This is a genomic window from Alteromonas hispanica (assembly GCF_010500915.1).
GTDB classification, from domain to species: domain Bacteria; phylum Pseudomonadota; class Gammaproteobacteria; order Enterobacterales; family Alteromonadaceae; genus Alteromonas; species Alteromonas hispanica.
This window is the reverse complement of the sequence record NZ_JAAAWP010000002.1, coordinates 472035-489017: the sequence shown is the minus strand read 5'-3', so window position 1 is coordinate 489017 and position 16983 is coordinate 472035. Positions and strand designations below refer to the sequence as shown.

General features: G+C 44.8%; 18 protein-coding genes and 3 tRNA genes. 1 reads left to right on the top strand and 20 read right to left on the bottom strand.

The genetic code is table 11. From position 1 onward, the window contains the following. Positions 1-14 precede the first annotated feature (14 nt). The 16 genes from nadA to aspS all read right to left on the bottom strand — a co-directional run bounded on the left by nadA (position 15) and on the right by aspS (position 11886). Complete coding sequence (gene nadA, locus GTW09_RS05065; RefSeq protein WP_100971301.1) at positions 15-1070, bottom strand: quinolinate synthase NadA; 1056 nt, start codon at positions 1068-1070, stop codon at positions 15-17. A gap of 191 nt (positions 1071-1261) precedes the next feature. Further along, positions 1262-1337, bottom strand: a tRNA-Lys gene (locus tag GTW09_RS05060). Positions 1338-1371: 34 nt separating this feature from the next. Beyond that, positions 1372-1447 (bottom strand) — tRNA-Lys (locus tag GTW09_RS05055). 22 nt (positions 1448-1469) lie between these two features. Then, a tRNA-Lys gene (locus GTW09_RS05050) sits at positions 1470-1545 on the bottom strand. 313 nt (positions 1546-1858) lie between these two features. Continuing rightward, complete coding sequence (gene ybgF, locus GTW09_RS05045) at positions 1859-2638, bottom strand: tol-pal system protein YbgF (RefSeq protein ID WP_100971299.1); 780 nt, start codon at positions 2636-2638, stop codon at positions 1859-1861. Beyond that, a complete protein-coding gene (gene pal / locus GTW09_RS05040; protein WP_071979478.1) occupies positions 2638-3204 on the bottom strand; it encodes a peptidoglycan-associated lipoprotein Pal in 567 nt (188 codons plus the stop codon). The genes ybgF and pal overlap by 1 nt, the downstream gene beginning before the upstream one ends. 39 nt (positions 3205-3243) lie before the next feature. Then, a complete protein-coding gene (gene tolB / locus GTW09_RS05035; protein ID WP_163110549.1) occupies positions 3244-4599 on the bottom strand; it encodes a Tol-Pal system beta propeller repeat protein TolB in 1356 nt (451 codons plus the stop codon). A 4-nt stretch (positions 4600-4603) separates the two neighbouring features. Continuing rightward, positions 4604-5488, bottom strand: a complete 885-nt coding sequence (gene tolA / locus GTW09_RS05030) for a cell envelope integrity protein TolA (protein ID WP_163110546.1) — start codon at positions 5486-5488, stop codon at positions 4604-4606. A gap of 7 nt (positions 5489-5495) precedes the next feature. Continuing rightward, positions 5496-5915 carry a protein TolR gene (gene tolR, locus GTW09_RS05025; protein WP_163110544.1) on the bottom strand — a complete coding sequence of 140 codons (420 nt, stop codon included), beginning with the start codon at positions 5913-5915 and terminating at the stop codon, positions 5496-5498. Positions 5916-5938: 23 nt separating this feature from the next. Further along, positions 5939-6622 (bottom strand): protein TolQ, encoded by a 684-nt coding sequence (gene tolQ / locus GTW09_RS05020; RefSeq protein WP_163110542.1) that lies wholly within the window; start codon positions 6620-6622, stop codon positions 5939-5941. Continuing rightward, the gene (gene ybgC / locus GTW09_RS05015; protein ID WP_071979482.1) at positions 6612-7010 is read right to left on the bottom strand and encodes a tol-pal system-associated acyl-CoA thioesterase; all 399 of its coding nucleotides are present in this window, start codon (positions 7008-7010) and stop codon (positions 6612-6614) included. The genes tolQ and ybgC overlap by 11 nt, the downstream gene beginning before the upstream one ends. 444 nt (positions 7011-7454) lie before the next feature. Next, positions 7455-8459 carry a Holliday junction branch migration DNA helicase RuvB gene (ruvB, locus tag GTW09_RS05010; RefSeq protein WP_071979483.1) on the bottom strand — a complete coding sequence of 335 codons (1005 nt, stop codon included), beginning with the start codon at positions 8457-8459 and terminating at the stop codon, positions 7455-7457. Between the two features lie 26 nt (positions 8460-8485). Next, positions 8486-9109 carry a Holliday junction branch migration protein RuvA gene (gene ruvA, locus GTW09_RS05005; RefSeq protein ID WP_163110540.1) on the bottom strand — a complete coding sequence of 208 codons (624 nt, stop codon included), beginning with the start codon at positions 9107-9109 and terminating at the stop codon, positions 8486-8488. A 54-nt stretch (positions 9110-9163) separates the two neighbouring features. Continuing rightward, complete coding sequence (gene ruvC, locus GTW09_RS05000) at positions 9164-9682, bottom strand: crossover junction endodeoxyribonuclease RuvC (RefSeq protein ID WP_163110538.1); 519 nt, start codon at positions 9680-9682, stop codon at positions 9164-9166. After that, positions 9682-10122 (bottom strand): dihydroneopterin triphosphate diphosphatase, encoded by a 441-nt coding sequence (gene nudB / locus GTW09_RS04995; protein WP_163110536.1) that lies wholly within the window; start codon positions 10120-10122, stop codon positions 9682-9684. Before nudB ends, ruvC begins: the two co-directional genes overlap by 1 nt. Before the next feature lie 3 nt (positions 10123-10125). Beyond that, on the bottom strand, positions 10126-11886 hold the full coding sequence (gene aspS / locus GTW09_RS04990) for an aspartate--tRNA ligase (RefSeq protein WP_163110534.1): 1761 nt from the start codon (positions 11884-11886) through the stop codon (positions 10126-10128). Positions 11887-12082: 196 nt separating this feature from the next. Between aspS and GTW09_RS04985 the strand changes: the two genes are divergently transcribed. Then, positions 12083-12985 (top strand): DUF72 domain-containing protein, encoded by a 903-nt coding sequence (locus GTW09_RS04985; RefSeq protein WP_239059274.1) that lies wholly within the window; start codon positions 12083-12085, stop codon positions 12983-12985. Positions 12986-13002: 17 nt separating this feature from the next. On the opposite strand, the gene GTW09_RS04980 is transcribed toward GTW09_RS04985, so the two are convergent. The 4 genes from GTW09_RS04980 to GTW09_RS04965 all read right to left on the bottom strand — a co-directional run bounded on the left by GTW09_RS04980 (position 13003) and on the right by GTW09_RS04965 (position 16773). Beyond that, positions 13003-14343 (bottom strand): sigma 54-interacting transcriptional regulator, encoded by a 1341-nt coding sequence (locus GTW09_RS04980; RefSeq protein ID WP_071979487.1) that lies wholly within the window; start codon positions 14341-14343, stop codon positions 13003-13005. After that, a complete protein-coding gene (locus tag GTW09_RS04975) occupies positions 14340-14924 on the bottom strand; it encodes a hypothetical protein (RefSeq protein ID WP_163110532.1) in 585 nt (194 codons plus the stop codon). Before GTW09_RS04975 ends, GTW09_RS04980 begins: the two co-directional genes overlap by 4 nt. A 49-nt stretch (positions 14925-14973) precedes the next feature. Next, on the bottom strand, positions 14974-16380 hold the full coding sequence (locus tag GTW09_RS04970; RefSeq protein WP_163110720.1) for an ATP-binding protein: 1407 nt from the start codon (positions 16378-16380) through the stop codon (positions 14974-14976). A gap of 93 nt (positions 16381-16473) precedes the next feature. Then, on the bottom strand, positions 16474-16773 hold the full coding sequence (locus GTW09_RS04965) for a calcium-binding protein (protein WP_239059273.1): 300 nt from the start codon (positions 16771-16773) through the stop codon (positions 16474-16476). Positions 16774-16983 lie beyond the last annotated feature (210 nt).

The window sequence follows — 16983 nt, the reverse complement described above, 5'->3', positions numbered from 1 at the left end:
AAACAATCTAATCGTTAAAGACCGCCCTTTGCTTTTAATTCTGCAGAAAAGTTTAACATGCGATCGAGAGGAACCAGTGCTTCAGTTCGAAGTGAATCATTGACAAATATTTCATGTCCATCACTACCTTCGGTTAACGAAGCCTTAATCGCCTCTAACCCGTTCATTGCCATCCATGGACAGTGAGCACAACTTTTACACGTAGCGCCGTTACCGCCCGTTGGAGCCTCTATAAACGTCTTGTTTGGCTCTAGTTGTTGCATCTTGTAAAAAATGCCTTTGTCGGTAGCAACAATAAAGGTGTCATTGTCCATTTCTTGCGATGCTTTAATAAGCTGGCTTGTGGAGCCAACCGCATCGGCCATCTCTACAACACTTGCTGGCGACTCTGGATGAACTAAAATTGCTGCATCGGGATATAGAGCTTTCATGTCTGCTAGTTTTTGCGCAGAAAACTCGTCGTGAACAATACATTCACCCTGCCACATGAGCATGTCTGCGCCCGTTTGCTTCGCAATGTATGAGCCTAAGTGTCTGTCTGGGCCCCAAATGATCTTTTTGCCTTGGCTATCGAGGTGCTCAACAATTTCTAACGCAATACTTGATGTAACCACCCAGTCAGCGCGGGCTTTCACAGCAGCAGACGTATTTGCGTACACAACAACGGTGTGGTCTGGATGCTGGTCACAAAACTCACTAAATTCTTTTGCAGGGCAGCCAATGTCTAAAGAACACGTTGCCTCTAGAGTTGGCATTAGCACTGTTTTCTCGGGGCTGAGGATTTTTGCCGTCTCACCCATAAAGCGCACGCCAGCAACAATAAGTGTTTGCTCTTCTGCGTCGCGGCCAAAACGCGCCATTTCAAGTGAATCGGCAACGCAACCGCCGGTCTCTTCAGCTAAAGCCTGAATTTCATGGTCGGTGTAATAATGCGCTACAAGCACGGCATTACGAGACTTAAGTAAGTCTTTAATTTCAGCCTTTAATTCGGCCTTACGTACTTCTGATAAGGGTTGTGGTTTTGCTGGAAAAGGGTAATCAACCTGTTCCACACGAAATGCTACTGACATTTACCTACATCTCAATTGCGACAAGGGCTGCGATTATACCCAAGTGTCATAAAAATTACACACTGCATGATTCATAAAGTTGTAATATTATCAGCATAGTGTGTTAGGAGAAAGTTCCCCGATTAAAATCGCAAGTTATAGGTAGTACTTACTTGAATGGGAATGCCGAAGATCAAACAAATGAGAGGAGATGGTGGGTCGTGCTGGATTCGAACCAGCGACCAATTGATTAAAAGTCAACTGCTCTACCAACTGAGCTAACGACCCATCCGATGACACGATATTATAAACTACAAAATGATGGTGGGTCGTGCTGGATTCGAACCAGCGACCAATTGATTAAAAGTCAACTGCTCTACCAACTGAGCTAACGACCCATCATTTGTGGTTTGAAAAGAGTGGTGGGTCGTGCTGGATTCGAACCAGCGACCAATTGATTAAAAGTCAACTGCTCTACCAACTGAGCTAACGACCCATCTTTTCGGTTGTTGCCTGTGTCTAGGCAACGGCGGCATATAATACTCAGATTTTTATCCGACGCAACCCATAATGGTCTTTTATTTCGATATTTTCACGAAAACACGACTAAGCGGTCAAAATCAAAACAAATAGCTGAGAATTTGTACCCAGCTTTGCCTAGTTTACTTAAAAATCGTTATTTGAACCGGTAAATAAGTACAACAAAGAGTTGTTGTTTACTTGTTGTATAGTCGTTACTTAACTGCAACAAACAGGTACAGATTATTAATCGGATAGAATAAAAAAGCCCCATATCGGGGCTTTGATTATTACAAGTTATTTAACCTTGACTCAGCTAAACGTTTCGCTGACGAGTCAGGATACTCATTCACGACCTGCATAAAGAGCTGCCTAGCAGACGCATTATCGCCATTTCGCTCTGATATGACGCCCAGCTTTAATAGCGCGTCTGGTCGTTTCGTCGAATCAGAAAAACGATTGACAACGATATTGAACTGCTCGCTTGCATCGCTCCACTGCTGCTTGTTAAACAGCAGCTGTCCCAGCCAATAGTGTGCGTTGGGCGCGTATTCACTATTAGGGAAGCGTTGTATGAACGCTTGGAACGCGGGGATCGCTTTGTCGTACTCGCGAGATTTTAAAATAAGATTAACGGCGCTCTCGTATGCCTCACTTTCCCCCACTTCTGGAGTAGCTGCTACCACAGGTGAAACCGAGCTTGCGTTAGCTGTGTTTGACCCATCGACATTTGTGAGTGCACCGCTTTGCTTAAGTGCTTCAACGCGTTTATCTATTTCTAAATACAGTTCACGCTGGCGCTCTAGCACTTTTTGAAGTTGATTAGTATTCACTTCTAAAGCACCGCGAAGTTGGTCAACCTCGTTTTGCATATTGTCTAACTGAGTTTGCATTTTGTGCTGCATCTCAGTGCGACTTTTTACAATTCGCTCTAATACCACAATGCGCTGCTCAAGCTCTCCACCACCGTTTGCATTAACAACAGGGGCTTGCGCGCTAACCGTAAACGCAGTGAGAGCGGCACATAGCGTGACGCTCCACTTTGCCGTATTTATCTCAATGAAAGTCATTAGCGGTATACAACCACTCCGCGACGATTTTGCGCGAATGCATATTCAGTTGAACCCATTACAGCTGGCTTCTCTTCACCATAAGACACTACTGACACTTGGCTACTGCTCACACCGGCATTTAAGAGGTATGTTTCAACAGCTTGCGCACGGCGTTCACCAAGTGCGATATTGTATTCAGGTGTACCGCGGCTGTCGGTATGACCTTCAATGGTTACATTAGTACCTGGGTTTTTGATAAGAAATGTTGCATGTTTGTCTAACAAACGCTGAAACTCTGGTTTAATGCTCGCACGGTCAAAATCGAAATAAACTGTTTGTTCGTTTTTCAGCGCTTCCATTTCCTGCTGAACCATTTCTTCTTGACGCTTCATACGCTGAGCAGCCTCTGCTTCAACGCGCTGTGCTTCAGCTTCACGAGCTTCGGCTTCGGCCTGTGCTTGTTCTTGGGCTAAGCGATTGCGTTCAGCCGCCATCTCTTCTTCACTAGGTCCCGACGAACATGCCATCATTGTCACTACTGGCAAGGCAATAATGAAGCTTTTCATCACTTTATTCATTTGCATCCTACTAATCCTTAATTTTATTGTTTAGTCGTTAAATTGTTAGAACAAAAATGGTGACCAACTCGGCGATTTTACTTGCCCATTGGCTGCTGGTAACCTAGCTTTAAAGCGCCCATCAAGAGAAACCAGTGACAACACTTGTTTCCCTTCATGTAGGGTACTGTAAATTATCATGCTTCCATTCGGCGCCACACTTGGCGACTCATCTAAGTAAGTTCTCGTAAGAACCTGAAGTGAATCTTCATCCAACGCTTGCTTTGCAATGTGGTAGTTACCATTGGTCTGATTCACCACCACCATCTGCTTACCATCCGGTGTTAACGTTGCGCCAAGGTTCTGTTCACCTACAAAGGTTACTCGCCTTACTTTCCTTGAATTTAAATTTACGCTATATATCTGAGGTTTACCACCCCGTTCAGAGCTAAAAATTAACCCACTGCTGTCTGGAAGCCAGGCCGGCTCGGTATCGATAGCTCTGTTTCGCGTAATGCGACGTAAATTTTTGGTGGCCAGATCCATAATGTAGATCTCTGGATTACCGTCTTTCGATAGCACCATAGCAAGCTGCTTTCCGTCAGGCGAAAACACCGGGCTGCTATTAATCCCAGGAAAATCAGTAATTCGCGTGCGTTCACTGGTGTAAATGTTCTGTATAAATATCTGCGGTCTGCGATTTTCAAAACTCACGTACGCCAAGCTTTCACCATCTGGCGACCACACCGGCGACATAAGAGGCTCAGGTGACGATAACAGTCGAGTCTCGTTTTCTCCGTCATAATCTGCAATAACCAATTGATAAGGTTTTTTAACGGTTTCTCTATCGCGAACGATCACATAGGCAATTTTGGTAAGAAATGCGCCGCGCACTCCCGTTAGCTTTTCATACACAATGTCGCTTATACGATGGGCATATTGACGAAAATCGCGACCACTCATTGACGCCTGACGAGCTACAATAACGTGCTCATTGCTGGTCATAAGTTTGCCGTCTTTAAGAACCTTGGCTTTACCGCCGTCTAATTGCCCTTTGAGTATGTCGACTAGTTGATAAGAAATAAGGTATTTATCTGCGCCTTGCTGCTCGACACTTCCTACAAGCACAGTATCAACGCCCATGTTAGCCCATGCAGTGTAACTCACCTCTTGCGCTGTTTTTGGGTATTGCGGCATGCTGTCTACCGCTATCGGGTTAAATTTACCACTGCGGGTTAAGTCAGCCCTCACTACTTGCGAGATATCGCCTGGTGGGTTTCCTTCTCCTTTCCATTGAAAAGGAACAATGCCAATAGGCCTTGCACTATTAACACCCTCGGTGATTACAATCTCTAGCGTGGCAAAGGCTTTCGCACTAAGCAACATCGAGATTACCGTCATCCATATTCCAAGTTTTTTCATACCGCTACAATTCCACTTTTAAATTGATGTCTTTTAATTGCTCGTAAACGTCTGGTGCATCAGATACCGGAAGCTTATCAGCTCGTCGGACAGCACTTTCAGCTGCCCTACACAACGCGTCATTACCTCCGAGAATGCGGATACTGGTAACGAAGCCCGTTGTTGCCAATTTTATGTTGAGTCTACACTCTTTGCCGTCAAAACTATCGTCTGAATACAAATTCCGTTTGATTGTTTGCGTAATTAGCGCAGTGTATCTTTCTACTTCAGACAGCACCTGTTTTTGACGGCGCTGTTGCTGCGCAGCACGTTCTTGTGCAAGCTGCTCTTGCATAATCCTTTCCATCTCTGCGCGCTCAGCAGCTTCTTTTTCCTTTCTCTTCGCATCTGCCTTGGCTTTTGCTTCTCTTGCTTTACGCTCTTTCTCTTTTTGCGCGGCTAAACGTTCAAGCTCTTTTTGTCTTTTAGCCTCTGCAGCCTGCGCTTCCCTCTTTTCTCTGGCACGCTTGGTTGCTAAAGCCTGCTGACGCTGTCTCTCTGCCGCTGCCGCAGCTTTTCGCTGCCGCTCAGCCTCTTGCGCACGGGCCTGAGCTTCGGCCTGCGCTGCAGCCCGCTTTTTATCGGCAATAGCCTGAGCATCAATAAACGTTGCTTCTATCACAGGCGCGTTACTCGGCGCGCTGGGAAGAGGGTCTGGAGAGAAACTGACGCTAATAAGTAACACCATAGCCACAACAAAATGCAGCGCCAGCGACTTGTAAAGGCCTAGCTTTTCGTTATTTAACGGCGAACTAGCAGAAGTACGGCTGCTTTTGGCATTTGCATTGTTGGCATTATTGCCAGCCGCACCTCTATTTATCGTGTTTTTTTGATCACTGGGTTTAGACATGCATCGCCTACTCAACAGGATCAGTCATAAGGCCGACCGACGGAACGCCCGCTTGTTGAAGTAATACCATAAGCTGAATGACCTCATTGTACGCCACCTGCCCATCTCCCTTTACCACTACTGGAGTATTTGGGGATTTCTCCAGCTGAGCGCTTACAATAGCACCAAGCTCTTCTTCGCTTATAGGCGATTCCTGGTCATCGCCCACGTTAAGAAAGTACCTTCCCTTCACATCTACCGAGGCAATAATGGGAGGATTATCTTCTTGTTCAATGGGGTTCGCACTTGCTTTGGGTAAATCTACTTTTACCCCTTGAGAGATAAGGGGCGCTGTTACCATAAAGATAATAAGCAGAACCAGCATAACATCGATGTATGGCACTACATTGATTTCTGAAACCGGTCTACGGCGTTTTCTAACGTACATATTATTGACCCCGCTATAAACGCTTATACTTGCTGCGCTTGAGCTGCAGCTTGGCGGTGAAGAATTGCAGAGAATTCCTCCATGAAATTACCGTAACTGTTTTCTAATTTTTCAACTTGATGACTAAAGCGATTGTAAGCAATTACCGCCGGAATAGCCGCAAACAGACCTATCGCAGTAGCAATAAGCGCCTCAGCGATACCAGGCGCAACCATTGCTAGCGTTGCTTGCTGAACTTCACCTAGAGCAATAAAAGCGTTCATGATCCCCCAAACCGTGCCAAACAAACCTATGTAAGGGCTTATTGAGCCTGCTGTAGCTAAAAACGGTAGACGACTTTCAAGTTCTTCTACTTGACGAGACATAGAAACGCGCATTGCTCGATAAGTACCATCAACCACACCATTAGTGGGCGTATTAGATTTACGCAGCCTTACAAACTCTTTAAAACCTGCACAAAAGATGCTGCCCATGCCGGTTAGCTGAGCTCTCGAAGATAACTCTTGATACAGTTTGTTCAAATCGGCACCAGACCAAAACTTATCCTCAAACTGACGCATTTCAGTACGTGCAGCATTTAGCGCTTTACTGCGCTGAAATATGAATGTCCAGGATGCGACAGAAACGCTGAGTAATAGCAGCATTACCAGTTGCACAATAAAACTTGCTTGTAGAAACAAGCCAATAAAAGTGAGATCAGATGACACGCGAAATTTCCCCTAACAAAGTACGTGGTAGTCGTTTTGGCTTCATAGCCGTTATATCGACACAGGCAACCTGAATATCCGCAGATACCAATTTTAAGCCATTATTATTTTTTATCGTTTGTTGAAACGTCATACTAGCGCCTTTTAATTCTACAACGCGAGTTTCAATACTCAACAGTTCATTGAAACGCGCCGGCGCATAGTTATGCATCTCAACGCGTTTGACGACAAAAGCGATAGATTGTTCCATAAGTATATCTTGTTCATACCCCAAACCGCGGAGCCACTCGGTTCGTGCCCTTTCCATGAATTTGAGATAATTTGCGTAATACACAATTCCACCGGCATCCGTGTCTTCGTAATACACTCTTATTTGATGTAAGTGCATAACTATTCCTCTAACAATAATTTAATTAATCCATATGCCAGATAAACAGGCCATGAATTGCGACAAATAACATATTAAAACAAGTGCCAAACCACTATCAAACTTGAGCTTTAAACTTTTTACAACCACAAAATAACACATCATTTACACATTAGTTTTTCTAAGTCTAAAAAATAATTTTACTCAATTGAGCAATTCCAATAGATGTCTATAATGCATCGCATCAGTCGCACAGAGCGTGATGGTGCTAAGCACGGTCATGCAAGAGTTTTTCTCCTGTAGACATGAGTTCCCTGGATTTATTTCCTTCAACACTTGTTGTTTTAGCCCGCTCTATGAGCGGGCTTTTTTTTGCCTGTAACTCTTTAGATCAATTTATAAAGATAGAAATATTTGAAGCGAACCGACCACCACAGCCCTGAAGTGGCCACCCGTAGCCGAATGTTAGGTCGTTGGCGTGAAACCAAAGTGAAGATAGGCACGTTGCGAAGCTATGCGTCCCCTGGGAGTACGTTGTAAAAAGCCCTGCTGTATAAGGAAAGGTTCGATAACATCTTCGATGGTCTCCTTTTCCTCTCCAATCGCTGCGGCTAAATTGTCTAAACCCACGGGGCCGCCATCAAATTTTTCTATAATAGCTGTTAGCAATTTACGATCCATATAATCGAAACCTTCTTTATCTACATCTAGCATATCAAGGGCTTTTGCTGCGATATCAGGTCCTACCGTGCCATCAGACTTAATTTCGGCGTAATCACGTACTCGTCTTAACAGGCGATTCGCAATACGCGGTGTACCTCTAGCGCGACAGGCAACCTCTGTTGCGCCTTCTTCTGTCATTTCTAGGTTTAGGTAGCTTGCACTTCTTGAGACTATCGTGGTGAGGTCTTTAACAGAGTAGAATTCAAGACGCTGTACAATGCCAAAGCGATCTCTAAGTGGCGACGTCAATGAGCCTGCGCGGGTTGTTGCGCCCACTAATGTAAAGGGCGGGAGGTCGAGCTTTATCGAGCGTGCCGCAGGCCCCTCTCCTATCATGATATCTAGCTGGTAGTCTTCCATGGCAGGATAAAGAATTTCTTCAACTACCGGACTCAGACGATGAATTTCATCGATAAAAAGAACATCGTTTTTCTCAAGGTTTGTAAGCAATGCGGCTAAATCACCAGCTTTTTCTAGCACAGGCCCCGAGGTCGTTTTAATGTTCACGCCCATTTCATTGGCAACAATATTGGCCAAGGTTGTTTTACCTAACCCAGGAGGCCCAAAAATAAGGAGATGATCTAGTGCGTCTTCTCTGTTGCGCGCAGCCTGAATAAAAATTTCCATTTGCTCACACACATGAGGCTGGCCTGTATAGTCTGCCAGCATCTTCGGCCGAATAGCGCGATCGATAACTTCATCTTCTGTATTAGCATCCGGCGTAATGAGTCTGTCGGCTTCTATCATTATTTATCTACTTATTAATTGCGTAATTATAGGGCTGCTTTTAATGCTTCGCGTATGAGCGACTCGCTTTCCATGCCATCAGTGTAAACACTGTCGACTAACTTACTCGCTTGCGCAGGCTTGTATCCAAGTGCAATAAGTGCACTTTGGGCTTCTTCGCGGGCGCTATTAACGTTAACGATAGTATTCCCACCAGAGAGTAAGTCACTGCTCGGTGGCGGAACAGCGATGCTTTGCATCTTACCAAATTTGGCTAATCTATCTTTTAACTCAACAACGAGTCGCTCGGCGGTTTTGCGCCCAATGCCGGGCAGACTAACAAGAGCAGAAACGTCCTCGTTTTGCACACTAGCTAAAAACTGCGACGCCGACATGCCAGATAAAATAGCAAGGCCGAGTTTCGGACCTACACCGTTCGCCTTTATCAGCTCACGAAACAATCCTCGCTCAAGTTTATCAGCAAAGCCAAAAAGTAACTGCGCGTCTTCTCGCACAACAAAGTGGGTGTAAACAACAACTTCTTCGCCCACAGCGGGCAATTGGTAAAAGCTGGTCATGGGCATATGTATTTCATACCCTACGCCAGCAACATCAACAAGAATTTCTGGAGGCTGTTTTTCAACCAACGTACCGCGAATTCGTCCAATCATTTATATTCTCTTTTTATGCCCTGCACGTATGAAAAATAGATCGGTTCTAGAAGGTTATCGCAATCGGCCGCGCACTGTTTTGCGCGCTTGCCCTGCCATATTAATAAGACTTTGCTCAGTATTGGCATGGCACAACGCCACGGCAAGGGCGTCTGCTGCGTCAGCCTGGGGAGTACCGCTTAAGTTCAGCAAATGTTTTACCATGTGCTGAACCTGCGTTTTATCTGCGTTGCCCTTCCCCACCACGGCCTGCTTTATCTGCCTTGCGCTATATTCAGCGACAGGCAGTTGAGACTGTGTTGCAGCAACAATAGCAGCACCCCGCGCTTGCCCAAGCTTTAACGCAGAGTCTGGATTTTTGGCCATAAAAACCTGCTCTATGGCAAACTGCGAAGGACCATACTGGCGAATAATATCGCCCACGCCGGTAAAAATATTGGCAAGTCGAGAAGGTAAATCTGTTGTGCCAACTCGAATACATCCACTTGCTACATAGACCAATTTACCCTGCTTTCGCGCAATTAAACCGTAGCCTGTGATCCTAGAACCTGGATCTATACCCAGTATAACCATTAAGAAGCATTCGGTACAAACAATGATACCGCCTCTCTGTTTGACGGCGACCAAAGCCGTTGAAGAGCCTCTTCCTTTGACACCCATTCATACTGAAGGTGTTCGGTTAAACTAATTGGCGTATCACTACTGACTTTCAAAGAAAAGACGTGCTCGATATTATGCTCGGTACCAGGGGGATAACGACGTTGCCATCGTTTGCGGATAATGTATTTATTTTGTTTGTGGTGGTTATTAATGCGTAAACCTAGCGATTTTGCATCAATACCTGTCTCCTCGAACACCTCTCTATAGGCGGTTTCGATAGGTAATTCACCCTCTTCCAACGCACCCGTGACAGACTGCCAAAACGAAGCGTCGTCCATGCGTTGCAACAACAGCACTCGGTGGTGTTCGTCGTATAACACCACCAGCGCTGATTCAGGCTTTTTATATGCCATGATTTATGATTGCTTCTTCACCGTTGCAATGGCTAAATCTTCAAGCTGCTGAGGATTAGCCGGGCTTGGTGCCGAAGTAAGTGGGCACGCAGCAGTCGTTGTCTTCGGAAACGCCATTACGTCACGAATTGACGTAGCGCCCGTCATTAACATAACAAGACGATCTAAGCCAAACGCTAAACCAGCGTGAGGAGGCGCACCAAAGCGAAGGGCATCAAGCAAAAAGCCAAACTTGTTTTTAGCTTCTTCGTCATCAATACCCAAAATATTAAATACCGTAGATTGCATATCTTCGTTATGGATACGAACTGAACCACCGCCTAACTCTACACCGTTCAGCACCATGTCGTATGCATCTGATAATGCGTCTACTGGGTTGGCCTTTAATTCTTCCGGCGTAAGACCTCTTGGTGCCGTAAACGGATGATGAATTGCGTGAAGCTGTCCATCGAACTCTTCGAACATAGGGAAGTCGACTACCCAAAGCGGTTTCCAATCGCCTTCTAATAATTCAAAATCTTCGCCTAATTTCAAACGAAGTGCGCCCATTGCCTCAGTGACTACATTGTAGGTGTCGGCACCAAATAGAAGAATATCCCCTGCCTGTGCGCCAGTGCGCTCAATAATGGCGTCGGTAATATCTTCACTTAAAAATTTAAGAACCGGTGACTGCAACCCTTCTTGACCCGGTGAAAGTTCATTCACTTTAATCCACGCCAACCCTTTAGCACCGTAAATGCCCACGAACTTGGTGTATTCATCTATTTGTTTACGCGAAAGTTTAGCCCCACCTGGAACACGAATAGCACTAACACGGCCTTTTGGATCCGTTGCTGGACCGCTAAACACTTTAAACTCTACGTGTTGCAGTAAATCAGCCACGTCGGTTAACTCTAGCGGATTACGCAAATCGGGTTTGTCGCTGCCAAAACGTTTCATTGCTTCTGCGTAGGTCATTTTAGGAAATTCACCTAAATCTACACCCAACATTTTATTAAATAAGCTGCGGATCATACGCTCGGTAATGTCCATAACACCGGATGCATCTAAAAAGGTGGTTTCGATATCGATTTGAGTGAACTCTGGCTGACGATCAGCACGCAAATCTTCATCTCTGAAACACTTAACGATTTGATAGTAACGATCCATTCCCGACATCATCAGCAACTGTTTAAATAACTGGGGCGACTGAGGAAGTGCAAAAAACTCGCCTTTGTGGGTACGGCTAGGAACTAGATAATCTCTTGCGCCTTCTGGCGTCGCTTTGGTCAAAATTGGCGTTTCAATATCTAAAAAGCCTTCGTCTTCTAAAAAGCGTCTAACGGCACCTGTCACTTTTGCTCTAAATTGTAGGCGCTGGCTCATAACTGGGCGACGCAAATCAAGGTAACGGTAGCGCAGGCGCTGCTCTTCCGAGTTTTCTTGGTTCCAATCTAGGGGGAGCACGTCTGACTTATTGATCACTTCTAAGCCAGTACCTAATATTTCTATCTCGCCAGTGCGCATTTCTTTATTTATTTGACCTTCTGGCCGAGCGCGAACTTTACCGATAAGCTTCACACAAAATTCGCCGCGTAGCGTGTTGGCAACAGAGAGGACTTCTGGTAGGTCCGGGTCGAAAACAACCTGTACAATCCCTTCTCTATCACGAAGGTCAATAAAAATTACGCCACCTAAATCGCGACGTTTGTTAACCCAGCCACATAGTGTGACTTCTTGCCCAATGTAAGTTGAATCGATGTTCCCACAGTAATCTGTGCGCATGGTCGTTGACCCCTGATATTTTTCTTGCTTAACGTGACGATTTACGCACTTTGTGGCACTTTTTGTTTGCTCTACTTCAGCACTGCTATAAACAGGCAATCAAATAGGCAATAAAGCCCAGCGTAATCATTACACTGATGTATTAGAATAAGGTCGCATAGTATAAACAAATGCGCCGTAAAGCCCAATGACAAATATGAACAATCCCGTATTGAATACGGGCGGAAATTCAAAAAGCCTGCCGCCCGTTTTTATTGGCTTACCCATGTGGCAACACAGTCACTGGCCAAGCTCATGGTTTGCATCTTTTCCCAAGGCACAAAGTCAGCTTATTCATTATGCAAAAGAATGTAACACCGTTGAAGGTAACACCACTTTTTACTCTCTACCTGATATTAACGCTGTAGAACGGTGGGCAGACTCGGTTGGCGAAGACTTTTCGTTTACGTTTAAATTTAATCAGCAAATTACTCATGTTAATCAACTGCAACACTGTGAGGACGAGGTAAAGCAGCAGCTTTCATTATTGGCGCCACTAAAGCAAAAACTTGGCGTAATGATGGTTCAACTTCCCGCGAGTTTTAGCCCCGCAAAACTTGCTGTGCTCGATAATTTTCTGAGCCTGCTTCCCAACGATCTGCATGTAGCCGTTGAAGTAAGACATCTGCAGTTTTTTGCTAAAAAAGATGAAGAGAAAGCGTTAAATCAACTGCTGATTGCTCACAATGCTAATCGTATTATTATGGATACAAGAGCGCTTTTTACTGGCCCAGAAACTAGCGAAATAGTAAGAGAAGTAAGAATTAAAAAACCCAAAGTGCCTGTGAACGTTATTGCCACTGGCGAAAAGCCAATAGTGCGCTTTGTTGGCAACGATAGTGACGACGACAATACCGCCTGCCTTCGTCCGTGGGTAAAAAAAGTGCACCAGTGGCGCGTTGAAGGGAAAACGCCATATTTCTTCTGTCACCGCCCAGACAATAAAGATGCGCCTTGGTTAGCATCTTTATTTATCAGCATGTATAACGACGCATTTCCTGGTACGCCTATCCGGGCACTTTCACTTGCGAAGATCCCTCAGCAAGACAGCTTATTTTAATTGGTGAGCTGGATACGTTAGCGAAAATCAGCAGCATCCAATTCATGCTTTTTCATTAATTTATGCATATCAGTGCGATTTCTCCCCGCAAGGTCAGCCGCACGTGTCACGTTACCATCAGTCATCTTTAACAGTTTGAAAAGATACTGCTGTTCAAAAGCATCTCTAGCTTCGGTCAGTGTTGGCCAACTTTGCCTTGTTGCAGATAATGCTTGCTCAACGAGGTGTAGCGGTATTACTGGGGTTTGGGTTAGGGCAACACATTGCTCAACCACGTTAACTAATTGACGTACATTACCCGGCCAAGACGATGTAGCTAACTGCTGCATGGCATCATCTGAAAACTGACTGACTTCCACACCGTGTCGCTGAGCACTCTTTTGCAACAGCGTGCGCGCAAGAAGAGGTATATCTTCACTTCTCGCTTTTAGTGAAGGAAGTTTTAAGTTCACCACGTTTAAGCGATAGTAAAGATCTTCTCTAAATGTTCCCGCTTCCATTTCTTTGTGCAAATCTTTATGCGTTGCTGAGATGATTCGCACATCAATATCGACTTGTTTACTACTGCCAACAGGGCGAATTTGCCGTTCTTGAAGCGCACGCAGTAGCTTAACTTGCAGTGTCATTGGCATATCGCCAATCTCATCTAAAAACAAGGTACCGCCATCAGCTTCCTTAAACAGGCCAGGATGTGCAGTTACCGCACCGGTGAACGCCCCTTTTGCATGCCCAAATAGCTCGGATTCCAAAAGATTCTCTGGTAATGCCCCACAGTTAATAGCAACAAAAGGCTTTTCACTGCGATCGCTTGCCTTGTGAATAGCGTTTGCAAGAAGCTCTTTTCCCGTTCCACTTGCGCCACTGATAAGCACAGACACTTCGCGCTTCGCTATTCGAAAAGCTTGGTCTAGCACATTGAGCATCTCTGGAGAGCGAGTAATAATTTCTTTCGCCCAGTCTCCCGGTTTAACCGCCTGTGACTGATTGAGCGCTTTTTGCAAAAGTGCACGCAGTTCTTCATGTTCCACTGGCTTTGGCAAAAATCCGAATACGCCACGCTGAGTGGCCTCTATGGCATCTGCAATAGTGCCGTGTGCAGTCATCAAAATAACGGGAATATCTTGTCGTATGGCCATTATTTCTTCGAACAAACTTAACCCATCGAGCCCTGGCATACGCAAATCGCTGAGAACCACATCAAAACTGCTATTTTGTAGTTTTTTTAATGCAGACTGTCCGTCTTCAACGGCTGTAACATTATAGCCCTCGCCTTCTAAACGAATAGTTAACAACCTAAGTAGGCTTTTATCATCATCGACCAACAATAAGTCAGGGTGGTTGTTCGCCTTGTCACTCATTGCTGCGTACTCCTATTTTTATCCATTAATGTCGCTTCTATCTGTAATAGTTCTTCTAATTTCTTACGCAATCCATCGAGCTCATTTTGTAGCTCAATTAACTTTTCACCGCGAGAGGTGTTTTCTTTTTCCAAAACCACTAGCGCTGACTCAAACTGCATTAGTAAATTGTTTTGCTCTGACGCAATAACGTCGATGGCCTTTCTGCTAACCGGCTTAAAACCCTCTAAAACATCGTTAACTGCAAGCTGTGCTCTTAGCTTGTCCTGGTAAGGAGTATCGTTTGGAAGCGTTAGAATGTAGGCGTGCAACTTATCAAACTCGCTATCCGTTAACGCTGTTAAGATCTCTTTTCTCTGAGGCCATGATTGATCTGATGCCCTTATCCAAAGATTTACCCAATACCTCGCATTACAGTTGTGTTTAAATCCTTTTGGCGCAGTCTCATACAAGCAAAACCTTTTACTTAACGTCTGTGAATGCCCTTCTCCGGAAGCGTCAGGCAACTGCTTTTTCGAGCTGGATAAACTCTCACAACCGACTAGAAAGAACACGGCGATAAAGAAACAACTTAATCTCATTTTTATTTTTCCTGTTGCGCAGTTATTGCACTGCGACACTGTCACGTTGTCAAGCTGGGCGAGCTTCATTCTGGGCAATGGCTACCCGAAAGCAAACATCCGCATAGTCTACCTCTACTACTTGCACATCGCCATGCATAAGTCGCGCGCAATCGGCAACAATGGACAATCCTAAGCCAGTACCAATGACATTGTCGTTACGTGGCTCGGTGCCTCGAATAAAAGGTTCAAACATAGTGTCTATTGACTCTGGTTTAATTGGATTACCGTGATTTGCTACATCAAGGAAAAGTATCTCGTTTCGTATATACACACTGACATATATCGGCTTGCCCACGGCGCCGTGAGCCACTGCATTAGATACAAGGTTATCGAGAATTCGACGAAACAACTCTTCGTCTAAAATAACTTCTTCTACCTGAACATCTACAATAACATCCCGATTTTGAATGGCTAACGCGTAGTCTTCTATACATGCATCGATAAGCAGCTTTGGTTTGTATTGAATTAATTTTGGCTGGGCTTGCTGGAGCAACAAATTGTAGTCTAGTAATTTTTCAACCAGCGTATTGAGCCTTTGCGTGCTGCTGCTTAATAACGACAGCACTTCTCGCTGATTATCATTTAAATCCCCCACAACATTTTCAGATAGTAGACTACACCCTTCCTTAATACTCGCTAATGGAGTTTTCAATTCGTGTGCGGCATGTCGCAACAGCGCAGTGCGAATATGCTCAAGCTGTTGGAGACGGTCGTACAGCCAATGAAGATCTTTTTCAACATCCAGTAATTCTCTTGGCGCATGTCGAGTTAATGGCGGTAACTGCCCCTTACTATGAGCCAAAATACGAATGATTTTTTTAAGATTGTTTACCGGATTAACAATGAGTTGACTGCCCAAAAGTATTAACAGTAGTGAGACACTGACCAGCATTGCGGTAGACCACGCCTGCTTTGCTTGCATCGCGTTTAGGTCGTTTTGCTGGAGCTGAACTCGCTCGGAGATCACAGTTTCTACTTCCCGACGAAGTTGAGTAACACTGTCTTTGATAGTGGCTAAATAGGCATTTAAAAGAAGCTGATCTTCAATGTCGCGATAACCCGCTAACTGATCAATCTGAGTAGTTAAGAAGCTACATATTTCACCATCACCCAATCCCTGGCACAAATTGTCGGCAGCCACTGCAAATTGCTCTAACGCATTGTCTGATAGCGTCGCCACTCGCTCACTCTTTAGCACAGAGTATTGTCTTATGCTGCGTTCAACATCGACAACTGCATTATCGAGACGCTGTACATCGCCCACAATTTCAACAACAAATCGAGTTTCAAGTGTCGTCATCTGACCCACTTTAGCCAGATCGCTCTGACTTTGCCAAAGTAACGCAATAAGCGGGATTAGGGCGAGTACGAAACTTCCCAGCGTTAACTGCCGTAGAGAGCCTAGCTGAACTATACGTTCGCTTAAGGAAAATTTTTTAACCAGAACTTTATCCTCTCTACATGTCATCAATATTTTCAGTTTTGCTTAACGCTAGTACACGCTGAGCTAATTTTCTTGCGCTACCGCGACTTTGCTAGCACCGCTGGTAACTCGAGGAGTAAGTGAGCTCATAGCAAGTTCTTGTGCCGTTAACTTTCCGTCCTCGTCATCATCGATAAGCCCGAAATTACGCAATAGTTCTATGTGTTGAACCGCTTCTTTTAGCGAGATAAAGCCGTCCTCATCTTTATCGAGTTCTTGCATTAACATATTGGCAGGCGACGCCGTAGCTGAACCTATCGACAGTACTTGAATCAATATACACGTAAAAAGACCGGTAACTAACTTCTTTGAATTCTTCATCATAAATCCCTCGTAATTGACTAAAATTACATCCGTTTGACCCAACTTTTCACAATTCACTTAGCTCAGTCTTGTCTGCTAAAAAGAAATTGCAACAACATCAACGACTAAAAAGTTTTGGTCGAGTTCACAACAAAGGACAATGCTAAATTCGCGCCAACCTACTTAAAAGATGGGAATAACTCTATTTATCAATACTTTAATAAAAAACAG